Raw genomic sequence first — 14,164 nt, 5'->3', positions numbered from 1 at the left:
CGCCGGCGTCATCCCGGAGGTGTCAGCCGGGTTGGCTGCTGTCGCTCAGGCCGGCCAGGATCAGGGCCAGGCCCGCCTCGAAGGCTGACTCGTGATCGATCGCGGGCACGTCGGGCGGCAGATCGACACCTCGGCCGGCGTCAGCCTGCTCCTCCAGCACGCTGCCGACAGTGAAACGGCTTGCCGCCAGCATCGCCATCTGCGCGGTGCGCTCGGGTACGCCGGAGGCGACCAGGAACGCCATCTTGTGACGGATCCGTTCGAGGTCGCCGGTGGGTGCGCTGCCGGCGTGCAACCGCGCGCCGTCGCGGTGCGTCAGCAGGGCCCGCCTGAAGCTTCGGGTGTTGTCCAGAAACCAGGCACGCCAGTCGTCGCCGGGCACCGGCAGCGGCGCGGTGGCGTGCGGCGCCATCGCCGCCTGCGCCAGGGCGGCGAGCAGGTCCCCCTTGGTGCGGAAGTAGTAGTAGAGCGTGGGCTGCTCGACGCCCAGCCGCTTCGCCAGCTGCCTTGTGCTGACACCGTCCAACCCGGCCTCGTCGAGCAGAGCGAGTGCCTCGGAAATCACGACCTCACGGCGGATCTTTGTCACGTTGACGAGTCTATCGGTGATAGATAATCTCGAAGAATCATTCACCGATAGATTTTGGGGTGAGGGTCATGACCACACAACCTCTGCGCATTCTCGTGGCCGGTGGTGGCGTCGCCGGGCAGGCTCTGGCCTTCTGGCTCACGCGCGGCGGGCACCCGGTCACCGTCGCCGAACGCTTCCCCGCCCTGCGAGCCAGCGGAGCCCAGGTCGACCTGCGCGGTCAGGGCATCGAAGCCATCCGCCGGATGGGGCTCCTCGAAGCCGTCCGCGGGAAGCTGGTCGACGAGGCAGGCGTCGCCTTCATCGACGCGCACGGCCGGGCCAAAGCCACGATCATGGCCAACACCTCTGGCCACGGCCGGCAGACCCTCACCTCGGAGTACGAGATCATGCGCGGCGACCTGGTGCGCATCCTGCACGACGCGACGAAGGACTACGCCGAGTACCTCTTCGACCGCAGCGTGGACGGCTTCGAGCAGGACGAACACCGCGTTGTCGCGCACTTCTCCGACGGATCCACCGGCGAGTTCGACCTCCTGATCGCCGCGGACGGGCAGGGCTCGCGCCTGCGGCCGGCCATCCTCCCGGACGGCGTCGACCCGTACTGGCGGGTCGGCATCCACATGGCCTACTGGTTCGTCCCGCGTATCGCCTCCGACAGCAACATCCGCGACACGTACATGGTCCCGGGCGGCCGCCAGATCATGCGCCGCAGCCACAACCCGGCCGAGACCCAGGTGTACTTCGTGCTGCGGGAGGAAACCGCCGAAGCCTCGGCGATCCACCGGCAACCGGTCGAGGCCCAGCAGAGGTTCTGGGCCGACCGGTTCCGCGACGCGGGATGGCAGACCGAGCGGTTCATCGACGGCATGACGACGAGCCCGTTCTTCTACTCCCAGGAAATCGTCCAGGTCCGCATCGACTCGTGGTCCCGCGGCCGGGTCGTCCTGGCCGGAGACGCCGCCCACTGCGCCTCCCCCTACAGCGGCATGGGCATCTCCGGCGGCCTCGTCAGCGCCTATGTGCTGGCCGGCGAGATCAACCGGCGCCCGTCCGACCTGACCACCGCCCTGGCGGACTACGAGACCACGTTGCGGCCGTTCGTCGACCAGATCCAGGGTGAAGTGAATCCGCGCCTGCTCCGCCTGGGCATGCCGACGAGCCAAGCCGCGATCGACGCCTTCCAGGCCGCCACCGCGCTGGCCAGTTTCCTGCACATCCCCGACCTGACCGCCCGCTTCGCGAAGGAAGACCGCGGCGGCGGCTGGCAGCTCCCCGCGAATCCGGTACCGATCCACGCCGCCTGAGCGACGAAGGGTTCAGTGAGGCGTTCCCGGACTTCGCGATCGTCTGCCTCTATCCGCGATCAGCTGCGCGTTCGTCAAGCGCGGATCGTGCCTCGGCCAGGATGGCGGGTGCGGTGGCACTGGCCAGTACGTGCTGCAAGGCCATCCGATAGGCGACGTCGAAAGCCTCCGGAGCGGCTACGGCAACGTCAGGCTCCACGCCGGTGCCTTCCCAGTTGCCGCCGGTGACCGGGTTGACGGCGCGGGCCACCGGAACCGTGATCTCGAAGGTCGGCGTGATCGGGAAGGCGTCCGTCGGGTGGGCACCTCCCTTGGTCGTCGCGCCGACCAGGACTGCTCGCCCCTGAGCCTTGAGGTTGTAGCAGATCTCCTCACCGGCCGAGAAGGTGGATTCGCTGGTCAACAGGTAGATCGGCCGGTCGAGATACCGATCGCCGGGCAGCCACGCATGGCTCCAGAACTGACGGGTCCGGCCGGTCGAACCTTCGTAGATGCTGTTGAGATGGGTTTCTCCGTCCGGGAAGAAGTAGCTTGTCCAGAACACGGCGCCGTCGGGAAACCCACCCCGGTTCCTGCGAAGATCAACGATCAGCGCGTGCGTCTGTGACACCAGCTCCATGGCTGCGGCGATCGCGCGCCCGCCCACGCCGGCCGAGGTGACGAACCGCAGATCCAGCAACCCGACGTTGCCGTCCAGCCGCTCCACACGCGCGATGCCGTAGTTGGTGACTCGCTGCTGCTCTCTCCAGGCCGCCTCGATCTCCGGCTCGGTGAGCGCCTCACGCAGGTTCTCGGCACGTGTCCGTACCCGCAGATGCGTGTCCTGGCAGATTTCGAAGAGTTCCGCCGTCAGCCGCCGGCCGAGGGCTTCCTCGTCCAACTGGTCATAATCACCGGCGGCCAGTCGCAGGCGGATGGCGTCAGCCGCTTCCTGAGCCCGGTCGGCGAAAATGTAATTGCCGCACAACAATTCCAGTGCCTTCTCCACGAGATCCACCGACATCGACGCACCATATCGGAGTGTCACCCCACCCGTGGTCCGGTCCGCTGTTCAGAACCGACCTCGGCCGTCGGGGCGGTGAAGAATTCCGGTCCGCCCTCGATTACGCAGGCCTCGACTTCTTTCCCGATGTCTTCCAGCCGATCCCAGCGGAACGTCTCCCCCGAGACGATCGAAGGGGTCATCGAACTCTTCCGCCGCCAGAGCCTCACTGCGGCGGGCATCGAAGAATCGGTGCCTATCCACATCACCGAGCACGGCTGGGGAACCGGCGGCCACCACCTATCGGGCGCTCATCGATGAACTCAGCGTGAGGCAGTGAGATGCTTCTCCGCGAGTCCTCAGCGCGGGAGCAGTACGCGGATCTCCTCGCGGATGCGGGCGGTCAACTCGTCCTCGGGTGTGTCGATGTTCGCGGTCGCCGAGAGCTCCAGGAACATGACGGCGGAGATGACGTGTGCGAGGACCGGGGCGTCGGTGATCGGGGTGCGCGCGTCGCGTTGCAGCAGCGTGGCGATCGCGGTCTCGGTCTGGCTCACGATGTCCAGTGCGGCTCGGTGCTGAGGTTCGGCAGGGTCACCGAAGACCATCTCGCGGAGGTAGGTCCGGCCGTTGTCGACCTGGACTCGGTTGCAGGCCACGATCGGCCGGATGATGTCCATGATCGCGTTCAGCACGTCAGGCTCGGTCTCGGCGGCGGCGATGCCCTGTTCGAGGGCCTGGGCGTAGTGAGCGTTCTGCACGAGCAGGAGCAGCTCGCCTTTGGTCTTCGCGTAGAGGAAGAGTGTGCCGGTGCCGATGTCGGCGGCGTCGGCGATCTGCTGGGTGGTCACCTCGTCGACGCCGTGCTCGGCGAACAGGGTGGTCGCCGCGGCGATGATGCGGTCGAGTTTCTCCTGTTTGTTGCGCTCGCGACGGCTGAGCGGGGTGGATGCGGGGGACATGCTGCTTCCTCCGGTGGGTGCGCGGTGCCTGATCCATTCTCTCGCACCCGGGTCCGTGGCCGCGGCGGCCTCGATCGGGCCGCCGCAGCCACGGCGATTCCACGGGGTCAGCGGCCGGGGAAGCCGACGACAAGGGCGGCCTCGGTGGGGCCTCAGTTCGGGGAGTCGAGCGTCGGGTAGTCGGTGTAGCCGGCCGCGCCGCCGCCGTAGACCGTGCGGAAGTCGACGTCGTTGAGCGCGGCGCCGGTACGCAGCCGCTCGACGACGTCCGGGTTGGCCAGGGCGAACCGGCCCAGTGGCGCGATGTCGGCCAGGCCCGCGTCGATGTCGTCGGCGATCTGCTCGCGGGTGCGCCCGTAACGGACGACGAGCAGCGCGGTCGGCCACGCCTTGCGCAGAGCGCCGAGCAGTTCGTCGTCGCCGGCGTGGTGCACGTGCAGGTAGGCGAGGTTCAGCTGCGCCAGTTCGTCGACCAGGTGCCGGTACTGCGCGCGGACCGCTTCGGTGTCACCTTCGGCGATGCCACCGAGCGGCATCGCGGGTGAGATACGGATGCCGGTGCGGTCGGCGCCGATCCGGTCGGCGACCGCACGGGCGACGTCGACGACGAACCTCGCCCGGTTCTCGATCGAACCGCCGTAGGCGTCGGTGCGGTGGTTGGCGTTCGGGGACAGGAACTGGTGCAGGAGGTAGCCGTTCGCCGCGTGGATCTCGACCCCGTCGGCGCCTGCTTCGATCGCGGAGGCGGCGGCGTGCGCGAAGTCGGCGATGGTCAGCTCGATGTCCTCGCCGGTCATCTCCCGGGGTACGGGCGTCTTCTGCGTGCCGGTCGCGGTGACCATGTCCTGGTCGGCGGAGATGGCCGACGGCGCCACCGGCCGGCGGTGATGCGCGGTGTTGTCCGGGTGCGACATGCGGCCCACGTGCATGAGCTGGACGAACAGCACGCCGCCGCGCTCGTGGACGGCGTCGGCGACCGCGCGCCAGCCTTCGACGTGCTCCGGGGTGTAGATGCCGGGCGTGTTCAGGTATCCCTGCCCGTCGGCGGACGGCTGGGTGCCCTCCGTGATGATCAGGCCCAGGTCCGCGCGCTGCCCGTAGTACTCCGCGACCAGCGGGCCCGGGGTGCCGTCGGCTCCGGCACGGTTACGGGTCATCGGCGCCAGTGCCAGCCGGTGCGGCAGCCGCACCCGGCCGAGCGTGAACGGCTGCCAGAGAGATGCGCTCATCGGTGATCGTGTCCTTCGGTTCGGTGGCGAGCGGCCACCACGTTGATGACTGCACTCATAACTGAGCCTAATCGGTTTTTATTGCGGGAAGACCGCCCGCTCCGCGAACTGTGAGGCAGGACATCCCGCCCGGGAAAAGGCCGCGGCTACGATGTCATCCGGATGACGACCTTGCCGGCCTTGGCGCGCCCCTCCTCGACGTAGGCCAGGGCCTCCCGGGTCGCCGTGAAGTCGAAGGACCGGTCCACGACAGGGCGGATCGTCCCGGCGTCCAGCAGGGTGGTGATCTCACGGAGCTGGTCGCCACTGGCCTTCATGAACAGGTACGAGTACCGGACACCGCGCCGGCGCGCACGCTGCCGGACCCGGAAACTCAACGCGGCGATCGCCAGCCGGACGACCGGGTTCGCTCCGGCCCGCTTGGCGAAGGCAGGGTCGGGCGGCCCGGCGATGCTGACCACGATGCCGCCCGGCTTGAGCACCTGCAGCGATCTGCCGAGGGTGTCGCCGCCGACGGTGTCCAGAACGACGTCGTAATCGCGCAGGACCGTCTCGAACGCCTGCGTGGTGTAGTCGACGACGACGTCCGCGCCCAGACCCTTCACCAGATCGGTCTTCGAGCTGCTCGCCGTGGTGGCGACATGGGCGCCGAGGTGCTTCGCCAGCTGGATGGCGAAGGTGCCGACCCCGCCGGCGCCGGCGTGGATGAGGACTTTCTGGCCCGGCCGCAGGTTCGCCAGCTCGCGGTGACGGTGCCGGCGAGGTCGTTGCCGAGAACGAACGGCGCCCGGTACGGCAGGATCACCTTGAGGTCGCCGGACCGGATCTTGAGGTCGAGCGGGTTGACGCTCGCGGCGTGGACCCGGACCAGCACGTCGTTCTCGCCCACGGCCGGGTCCGGTACATCGCGGGCCCGCACGGTCTCGGCGTCGCCGTAGCGCTCGACCACAAATGCCCTCATCGTCGTCTCCTTCTCCATCCTCGGCCACACGTCCGGTGGCGGTTGATGGATCGGCGACCACCGGGACAACCTGAGTACAAAAAGCAAACCTAGCGGATAGGATCGGTCCATGGCCCCGCCCACCGACCCACGCCTCGACCGGGACACCACGAACTGTTCGATCGCCCGAACCCTGGAACTCGTCGGCGAGAAGTGGACCCTGCTGGTCCTCCGGGAGATCTGGTACGGCCTGTCCCGTTTCAGCGACCTGCACCAGATGCTGGGATGCCCCCGCAACCTGCTCGCCGAGCGCCTGCGCAAGCTCGTCGACCACGGCATCCTCGCCACCGAGACCTACCAGCCGGAGGGCTCCCGCAGCCGATCCCGCTACGTCATCACCGACAAGGGCAACGACCTCATCCCCGCGGTGCTGGGACTACTGCAGTGGGGCGACAAGTACCGCGCCGCCCCGGAGGGCCCCGCCATCGTCAACCGCCACCACGGCTGCGGCGCCGCACTCTCCGTCCAGGTCCGCTGCGAACACGATCACCACGTGCCACCTGCCGAGATCGACATCACCCCCGGCCCAGGTTTCCGGGCCCGGGGCGCGTCCGATCCTCCGCACGGAGGCGCCGGGCACTGAAAGAAGGCGATCTCTTGCCACGACGGCGCCATGACCACGGCGCGACGTCTGCTCTCGGCCCTCTCCGACCACCGGCCCGTGCCTGGCGCGACACCCCCAGCGGCAACACCATCGCGGTGAGCCGGGCCCAGCGCTGCAGGAACCGCGGTTTGATCTGCCGGCCCAGGGCGGCCCCGGCACTACTTGCTGATCCCCTCCACAGGGCGGCCGTCCTCCAGATAGCGCACCCGTTTGGACTTCCAGGCGGCGCGCACCCGGCGCCGGACCGGTCCGCTGAGCAAGGGCAGCGCGGAGTCGATCGGCAGGATCCGGCTCTCGGCGATCTCGATCGGCTGCAGGACCACCGCGTCCAGGACGGCGTCGTCGAAGACACCGCAGTCGAAGAGGAAGCGCATGCCGCCCGGGCGGTCCGGCCGAGGGTGCAGGAAGTCCACGCACACGAGCCGCCCTGCGGTGACGTCGAGGCCGCATTCCTCCCTGGCCTCGCGGCGGCACGCCTCCCAGGGCGACTCGCCGACCTCGACCACCCCACCCGGAATCGTCCAGCCGCCCTTGTACGTCGGCTTCAGGATGAGCAACCGGCCCTCGTGTCCACGAATCAGAGCTCCGGCGGAGGCCGGGATGGTCGGGAGCGTGAACGTCAGCTCGGGCAACTCACCGGCGTCGACGTCACTCATGAGGCTCATGCTAGATCGGGCCCGGCCGATCTGCCGGGTTTCCTCGGCGATCCCGGTCAGAGCGTGAGATCACCGCTGGACCGCCTTGGCCTCGTCGCGCGGTCCGAAATGGTCGACCATCAGCGCGGCGCTGCCGATCCGCCGCGCGCGCTGGGGCATGGGCGGCAGGCGTCAGGCGCCGGAGAGTGCGAGGATCGTCGGATGCGGGTGATCGGTGCCGGGTGGGGCCGGACGGGGACCACGTCGTTGGCGAAGGCGTTGGATCGGCTGGGTGCGGGTCCGTGTCTGCAGATGGAAACCCTGTGGGGCCACCCGGAACTCGCCGACCTCTGGAACGCACACCACGACGGCGCGGCCGTCGACTGGGTTGCCGCCCTGGCCGGCTGGAACTCGATCGTGGACTGGTTGGGCAGCTGGCAGTGGGAGACATATGCGCGGCTCTGGCCCGAGGCGCCGGTCATCCTGTCGCTGCGCGAGCCCGATGACTGGTACGACAGCGTTCGTGGATCCATCCACCAGTGGACCGCCCCCGGCAGCACCATCGCGCCCCCACCGGTGTTGAGGGTGCTGCAACAGGTGTGGGAGGTCGACTTCGGCGGCTGGGATCGTGTGCTGGATCGCGATCACGCGATCGGTTGCTTCGTTCGTCACCACCAGTCCGTGATCGACAAGTGCCCGCCCGACCGTCTGACCGTCTGGACTCCCTCCCAGGGCTGGGCGCCCCTGTGCCGTGCGCTCGACGTAGCCGAACCGGACGAGCCGTTTCCGCATCTCAACCGGCGGTCGTGAGAGACATCGGCCTGCTCGGACGGTGCTGTGCGATCCACCGCCGTCACGAGGCGTAGATCGAGAACTTCGCGGTCCAGCGCGACGACGCGCCGAAAGATGCCGGCCAGGTTCCGAACGGACGCAGCACGCTCCAGGCGCCCTGGTTGGCGCTGCCGGTGTCGTAGCTCAGGTTGTTGTCGCCGTTGGTGTTGTACATGAGCCAGTACGCCGTGCCCGGCGCCAGCGTCGCGGCGACCGGGCGGCTGTTCCACGAGTTCGCGGTCAGTGTGCCGGACGTGCTGGACGCGACGAGGGTGCCCGGCGAACCGCCGGCGTCGGTGTAGATCGCCACCTGGTACTGGTCGGCCGGCGCGGCCTGAACGCTGGTGAGGTAGACCGAGATCTGGCTGATCGTCAGCGCGGACGCGCCGCTGACGAACCGCGAGCCGTTCATGTAGTTCATGTCGCCGGAGTCCAGCGAGCCGCCCACCTGGTCGTACCCGAACCGCGGAGCGCTGGGGGCGGCAGTGGTGAACGAGAACTGGTGGTCGGCGACGAGCGCGTTGCCCGCCCCGTCGGTCACGCCGGTCCGGACGGTGACCGTGTACGGGGTGGTGGCGGCCAGTGCCGCGGACGGCGTGATCGTCGCCGTCCGCTCGGCCACGTCGTAGGTGACGGTCCGGTCGACCAGCGTGCCGCCCGGGCCGCGCAGCTCCAGGTTAGCCGCGGTGACGGTGCCGGCCGCCAGGCCCTCGCTGAACCGCACGGTGATCGGCGCGGTCACGGCCACCCCGGTGGCGCCCGCGGGCGGGGTCGTGGCGGTCACCTGAGGCGCCGTGGTGTCGGTGCCGGTGGTCGCGTAGATGGAGAACTTCGCGTTCCACCGGCTGGCCGGGCCGAACGCCGCCGGCCAGGTGCCGAACGCCGTGGAGGCGCTCCACGCGCCCTGGCCGGCCGTACCGGCGTCGTAGCTCAGGTTGTTGTCGCCGTTGGTGTTGTACATCAGCCAGTACGCCGTGCCCGGCGCCAGCGTCGCGGCGATCGGTCGGCTGTTCCACGAGTTCGCGGTCAGCGTGCCCGACGCGCTGGTGGCCACCCGGGCGCCGGGTGAGCCGTTCGCGTCGGCGTAGATGGCGAGCTGGTACTGGTTGTTCGGCGCCGCCTGCACGGACGTCAGGTAGACCGACATGGACGTGACCGGCGCCGGGTCGGCCCCGGTGACGAATCGCGAGCCGTTCATGTGGTTCATGTCGCCGCTGTCCAGCGACGCACCGACCGCGGTGTGGCCGATCCGCTGCTGCACCGGGGCCGTCGTGTAGGTCGCGGTGTACGTCGCCGCCGCCGTGGGCGCGGTGATGACGTGGCTCTGTGATCCGCCGTCGGACCAGGACGCGAACGTCGAGGAGCCCTGCGGCGACGGCGCGGACACCGAGTTGGCCGAGCCCTGGATCACGGTCCGGGTGAACGGCGTGGTGCCGGATGCCGGGCCGACGGTGAGCGGGAGTCCGGCCGGCACGGTGGTGAACGTCAGGTCGACCGTCCGGGGGTCGAGCCGGCGCGTCACGGTGTGCGTCAGGCCCTCCTGATCGGTGGCCACGAGCTTGATTTCCAGGTACGACGGATACTCGTGGTCCGGCGCCTCGAACGACCCGGACGCCACACCGGTCCAGCTGCGGATGGCGTGCTCGTGGCAGTTGTCCGGCGCCGAGCAGTGGTGCATGACCAGGTCCCAGTCGAGGCGGGACGCGGCCAGGGTGCCCTGCTGCGGGTCGGTGGCGTGGCCGGTGAAGCCGATCGTGTCGCCGACCTTCCAGGTCGTGCCCACCGCCGGCGTGTCGATGATCGCGGTCGGGGCCTCGTTGCCGGGTGTGATGGCGATCGTGCTGGTGTGGGTGGCGTTCAGGGTGTCGGTCACCGTCAGCCGCGCGGTGTACGTGCCGACCGTGGGGTACGTGAACGTCGCCGCCGCCGAGGTCGAGTCGGTCACCCCGTCGTCGGTGAAGTCCCAGGCGTATCGCAGACGCCCCTCGTCGGCCGGGTCCGGGTCGGTGGAGCCGGTGCCGTTGAACGTCACGGTCAGCGGCGCCGGGCCTTGCGTCGGCGTCGCGTCGATGACCGCGCTCGGCGGCTGGTTGCCCGGGAAGTAGCGCACCCGCCGGATGGTGCCGCCCAGGTCGGCGTAGTAGAGCTCGCCACCGGGGCCGACCTCGAGGTCGACCGGCTTGGCGGCGGCGGACACGAAGGTCTGCAGGTTCGCCGGGTCGGGCAGGGCGCCGGGCGTGGACGGCAGCGAGGCCCAGATGCATCCGCGCGAGTAGTCGGCGAAGAAGACGGCGCCGTGGTACGCGGCCGGATATGGACCGCCGGCCGCCGGGTAGAACGCCACACCGGTCGACGACGAGCTGCCGGTCGGGCAGGCCTCGTTCGCGACGAGCTTGCTGGAGTGGTTCCAGGCGACGAACGGCGCGGTGTGGGTGCCGGCCGGCGCCGCGTACAAGGCCTCGCAGACTCCCAGGTTGGCGTTGTCGTACCCGGGCTGCCGGGCGTTGCCCTCCCAGCACGGCCAGCCGAAGTTCGTCACCGCGGCGGTCGGGTCGACGACCCGGTTGACCTCCTCCCACGTGGTCCACCCGGTGTCGGAGATCCAGGTCTCGTTGGTGCCCGGCCGCATGGTGATCCGGTACGGGTTGCGCAGGCCGTTGGCGACGATGCGGCGGGTGTCCGGGTCGTCGGCGCCGATGTTCGGGTTGCCGGGCGCCGCGGCGCCGGTCGCCGGGTCGAGGCGCAGCAGCGCGCCGTCCAGTTGGGTCTCGTCGGCCGGCGTGCGGATGTCCTGCGCCCGCATCGCCCCGCCCTCGCCGGCCGGGTCGGCGCACGGGTTGGTCGGCGCCCCGGAGGGGAATTGGCCGTAATCGACGGCGCTGAAGCTCGCACCGTCACCGGCGGCGACGTACAGCATCCCGTCGGCGCCGAACGCGATGTCCCCGATCGAGTGGCTGGGGAACTGCTGGCACCAGTCGTGCAGCAGCACCTGCTCGGCGCCGGTCATCGTGGTGCCTTCGGCCCGCAGCCGGGAGAGCCGGCCGGTGACCACGCAACGACCGTCGTTGGCGTTGGCGCAGACGTCGTTCCAGACCGGGGCGGTCTGGCCGGGCGGCGCGTCGTAGGTGTAGAGCACGTAGACGTACGGGTCGGCGGGGAAGTCAGGCGCCAGCGCCATGCCGAGCAGGCCGCGGTCCCACTGGTTGTGCACGGTGGCCGACAGGTCGGCGAAGACGGTGGGGCTGGTGTCGGCGAGGTCGTCGAAGACCTTGATCCGGCCGCCCTTCTCGGCGACGAAGATGCGCCCGTCCCGCGCGAACTCCAGGTCGACGGGGGAACTCAGGCCACTGAAGACGATCTGTTCCTGGAAGCCGGTCGGCAGCGCGACCGCGGTCGCGGCCGGTGCGCCGACGAACGACGAGACCGCCACCACTGTCGCCAGAGCGACGAAGCCGTTGAGCACACGCCGAAGCACGGGCATGCGCCTCCCCCCACAAGCGGAATCACCCGGAAATATCGATGAATCCTAATTGGACGACGCTGGCTCCGGCCGTCGGCTGTCCGCCCCGACCGCCCGCCGACCGGCCACAACTGCTCGTACGTCCGGCTGATGCACGTCGATCCGTTCGCGGCGTTCGTGTTTGATGTCCCGATGATGCTGGCTGGACTCGGTCGTTCTTGCGCTCGCCGCCGGTGGACGGTGCTCGGCGTCTGGGTGGCGCTGATCACCGCCGGGCTGATCCTGGGCGGATCGGTCTTCGACCGGCTCACCACGACCGGCAGCGTGCGGCCGGACGCCGAGTCGCAGCTCGCGGAGCTCCGGGTCGACCGGTTGCAGCCCGAGGGCCCGATGATCGTCGCCGTCGTGGGCGGGCGCGACGTGTGGGACCCGGCACTGGTCGCCGGCGTCACCGCGATCGCCGGCGAGATCCGCGCGATGGACGGCGTCCGGGAGGTCGAGGACCTCTATGGCGCTCCGGGCGGGCAGATCGGCGCCGACAACCGGCGTTCGATGATCCGCGTCGAACTGGACGAGGGTCTGCCGGACCACCGGCGGGAACGGGTGGAGGATGCGGTCGCGGCCGCGTTGCACCGCATCGACGCGCCCGAGGTGCTGGTCGGCGGCGAGAAACTGGCCGAGCGCGCGTTCGCCGACCAGGCGCTCGCGGACACCGCCTTCGGCGAGACGGCCGCTCTGGCCGTACTCCTCATTGTGTTGATCTTGATTCTTGGTGGTTTCGCCGTGGGCCTGATCCCGCTCGCCGCCGCGCTGGCCACCGTGGCGGTGACACTGCTCGGCCTGTTCGGGCTGACCGCGCTCACCGAGGTCAGCGAATTCACCGTCAACGTGGTCACGCTGCTGGGCATCGGGCTCGCCGTCGACTACGCACTGCTGATGATCGCCCGGTTCCGCGAGGAACGCGACACCGAACCCGAGGCGCCCGTGGCGGAACTGCTCGCCCGCACCACCGCAACCGCCGGGCGTACCGTGCTGATCTCCGGGCTCGCCGTCGCCGTGACGATGGCCGGCCTGTCCGCGTTCGCCGAACCGCTGCTCGGCGCGATGGCGCTCGGCGGCGCCGTCGCGGTGCTCGCCGGCACCGCGGGCGGGCTGACCGCCGTACCGGCGCTGATCGCCGTCGCACACCGCCGCATCCCCGCGCCGTCGTCGCGCCGCACCGCCTCCGGGCCGGGCCTGCTCGCCCGCCTCGCCGCCTTCGCGCAGGCCCGGCCGGGCCCGGTCGCGCTCGCTGTCACGGCCGGCCTGCTCGCGCTGTCGTTGCCGTTCCTGTTCGGGGTCAACCTGGAGAACTCCGATACCCGCGCCCTGCCCGCCTCGGCGGAAGCCCGGAAACTGCAGGAGGCGGTGCAGCGCGACTTCCGTGGCGGCCAGGCCGAACCCATCGTCGTGGTCGTGGAGACCGACCCGGCCGGCGCCGCGGTCCGTGACTACCTGAATGAGCTCGCCACGGTCGGCGGTGTGCTGAAGATCGAGCCGCGCCCGGACATCACCGGGCCGGCGGCCGTCATCGACGTCACGCCACGGGGCGAGACGGCGGGTCAGCCGGCCCGCGACGCGGTACGCGCGATCCGGGCCCTGGACCCCGGGTTCCCGGTGCTGATCGGGGGCGCCGCCGCGGAACTCGTCGACTACCGCGACTCGGTGACGGCCCGCTTCCCGATCGCCCTGCTGATCGTGCTGCTGCCCACCGTGGTGCTGCTGTTCGTGCTGACCGGCTCGCTGGTGATCCCGGTCAAGGCACTGCTGATGAACGCGCTGGTCCTGCTCGCCACGCTCGGCACGCTGGTCGTCGTGTTCCAGTGGGGCGCCGGCGACACGCTGCTCGGCTTCGACTCGTGGGGCGCGATCGACGTCACCACCCCGGTCCTGCTGTTCGTGTTCGTGTTCGGGCTGTCGATGGACTACGAGGTGTTCCTGCTCGCCCGGATCACCGAGGAGCGGGGGCGCGGCCAGGGCGAGCGGGCGGCGGTCCGCGCCGGCATCGAGAAGTCCGGCTCGGTGGTCACCGCCGCCGCCCTGTGCATCGGCGTGGTGTTCCTCGGCTTCCTGCTCGGCGATCTGATCGCGGTCAAGGAGATCGGTTTCGCCATGACGGTGGCGCTGCTGCTCGACGTCACGGTCGTGCGCGGCCTGCTCCTGCCCGCCGTCATGAGCCTGCTCGGCGACCGGAACTGGTGGGCACCGGCCCCGCTGCGCCGGCTGCACGACCGCTGGTTCGCTGCACGCACCGAACCAGCCCCGAGTCACGTGACCCGATAGGCGGTGTAGCGGACCCGGTCGGCGTCGCGGACGGCGGACGCGACGAAGATGGACTGCTCCAGCACGGCCAGCTCCGGCGCAGAGGTCTCGAGCCGCACCCCGAGCCGGAAGTAGTACTCGGACGCGTCGACCGGGTCACCGCGCAGCAGGGCTTCGAGGATCCGCGGGCTGCCGCTGCGAACCCCGGAGGTACGGATGTGGACGTGCCCGCCGCCGGCGGTGCCCGGCCCGGGTGACACCGTG

The 14,164-nt window shown here is 70.1% G+C and carries 14 protein-coding genes; 4 read left to right on the top strand and 10 right to left on the bottom strand.

The features are described from left to right. Nucleotides 1-22: 22 nt before the first annotated feature. Entirely contained in the window at nucleotides 23-589 is a 567-nt protein-coding gene (locus tag EP757_RS22345; protein ID WP_127548980.1) for a TetR/AcrR family transcriptional regulator C-terminal domain-containing protein, read from the bottom strand. Between the two features lie 68 nt (nucleotides 590-657). Between EP757_RS22345 and EP757_RS22340 the strand changes: the two genes are divergently transcribed. Then, the gene (locus EP757_RS22340) at nucleotides 658-1,896 is read left to right on the top strand and encodes an FAD-dependent monooxygenase (RefSeq protein WP_127548978.1); all 1,239 of its coding nucleotides are present in this window, start codon (nucleotides 658-660) and stop codon (nucleotides 1,894-1,896) included. 49 nt (nucleotides 1,897-1,945) lie between these two features. On the opposite strand, the gene EP757_RS22335 is transcribed toward EP757_RS22340, so the two are convergent. From EP757_RS22335 to EP757_RS43425, 6 genes are all read right to left on the bottom strand, one after another. Beyond that, nucleotides 1,946-2,899 (bottom strand): S41 family peptidase, encoded by a 954-nt coding sequence (locus tag EP757_RS22335; protein WP_127548976.1) that lies wholly within the window; start codon nucleotides 2,897-2,899, stop codon nucleotides 1,946-1,948. A gap of 20 nt (nucleotides 2,900-2,919) precedes the next feature. Further along, nucleotides 2,920-3,081 (bottom strand): hypothetical protein, encoded by a 162-nt coding sequence (locus tag EP757_RS42860; RefSeq protein ID WP_160165841.1) that lies wholly within the window; start codon nucleotides 3,079-3,081, stop codon nucleotides 2,920-2,922. 156 nt (nucleotides 3,082-3,237) lie between these two features. Next, a complete protein-coding gene (locus tag EP757_RS22330; RefSeq protein ID WP_127548974.1) occupies nucleotides 3,238-3,840 on the bottom strand; it encodes a TetR/AcrR family transcriptional regulator in 603 nt (200 codons plus the stop codon). 152 nt (nucleotides 3,841-3,992) lie between these two features. Further along, nucleotides 3,993-5,069 (bottom strand): alkene reductase, encoded by a 1,077-nt coding sequence (locus tag EP757_RS22325; RefSeq protein ID WP_127548973.1) that lies wholly within the window; start codon nucleotides 5,067-5,069, stop codon nucleotides 3,993-3,995. A 146-nt stretch (nucleotides 5,070-5,215) separates the two neighbouring features. After that, on the bottom strand, nucleotides 5,216-5,734 hold the full coding sequence (locus tag EP757_RS43430; protein WP_232050700.1) for a zinc-binding dehydrogenase: 519 nt from the start codon (nucleotides 5,732-5,734) through the stop codon (nucleotides 5,216-5,218). Next, nucleotides 5,671-6,030 (bottom strand): alcohol dehydrogenase catalytic domain-containing protein, encoded by a 360-nt coding sequence (locus EP757_RS43425; RefSeq protein WP_197725345.1) that lies wholly within the window; start codon nucleotides 6,028-6,030, stop codon nucleotides 5,671-5,673. The genes EP757_RS43430 and EP757_RS43425 overlap by 64 nt, the downstream gene beginning before the upstream one ends. 109 nt (nucleotides 6,031-6,139) lie before the next feature. Between EP757_RS43425 and EP757_RS22315 the strand changes: the two genes are divergently transcribed. Beyond that, nucleotides 6,140-6,652, top strand: coding sequence for a helix-turn-helix domain-containing protein (locus tag EP757_RS22315; RefSeq protein WP_127548971.1), 513 nt, complete (start codon nucleotides 6,140-6,142; stop codon nucleotides 6,650-6,652). A gap of 179 nt (nucleotides 6,653-6,831) precedes the next feature. Here the strand turns inward: EP757_RS22315 and EP757_RS22310 are convergent, their stop codons facing one another. Next, on the bottom strand, nucleotides 6,832-7,329 hold the full coding sequence (locus EP757_RS22310) for an NUDIX hydrolase (protein WP_127548969.1): 498 nt from the start codon (nucleotides 7,327-7,329) through the stop codon (nucleotides 6,832-6,834). Between the two features lie 63 nt (nucleotides 7,330-7,392). Here EP757_RS22310 and EP757_RS22305 point away from each other — a divergent pair, with 63 nt between their 5' ends. Further along, nucleotides 7,393-8,118 (top strand): sulfotransferase family protein, encoded by a 726-nt coding sequence (locus EP757_RS22305; protein ID WP_127548967.1) that lies wholly within the window; start codon nucleotides 7,393-7,395, stop codon nucleotides 8,116-8,118. 43 nt (nucleotides 8,119-8,161) lie between these two features. Here EP757_RS22305 and EP757_RS22300 read toward each other — a convergent pair whose 3' ends face one another. Further along, a complete protein-coding gene (locus EP757_RS22300) occupies nucleotides 8,162-11,620 on the bottom strand; it encodes a PQQ-dependent sugar dehydrogenase (RefSeq protein ID WP_127548965.1) in 3,459 nt (1,152 codons plus the stop codon). A gap of 171 nt (nucleotides 11,621-11,791) precedes the next feature. Here EP757_RS22300 and EP757_RS22295 point away from each other — a divergent pair, with 171 nt between their 5' ends. Next, nucleotides 11,792-13,921 carry an MMPL family transporter gene (locus tag EP757_RS22295; RefSeq protein ID WP_232049940.1) on the top strand — a complete coding sequence of 710 codons (2,130 nt, stop codon included), beginning with the start codon at nucleotides 11,792-11,794 and terminating at the stop codon, nucleotides 13,919-13,921. On the opposite strand, the gene EP757_RS22290 is transcribed toward EP757_RS22295, so the two are convergent. Then, complete coding sequence (locus EP757_RS22290) at nucleotides 13,906-14,160, bottom strand: DUF3237 family protein (RefSeq protein WP_197725344.1); 255 nt, start codon at nucleotides 14,158-14,160, stop codon at nucleotides 13,906-13,908. The two genes, EP757_RS22295 and EP757_RS22290, sit on opposite strands and share 16 nt — an antisense overlap. Nucleotides 14,161-14,164: the final 4 nt, after the last annotated feature.

The organism is Actinoplanes sp. OR16, from assembly GCF_004001265.1.
GTDB lineage: Bacteria > Actinomycetota > Actinomycetes > Mycobacteriales > Micromonosporaceae > Actinoplanes.
The sequence above is the reverse complement of the archived record's forward strand: the minus strand, read 5'-3'. Positions and strand labels throughout refer to the sequence as shown.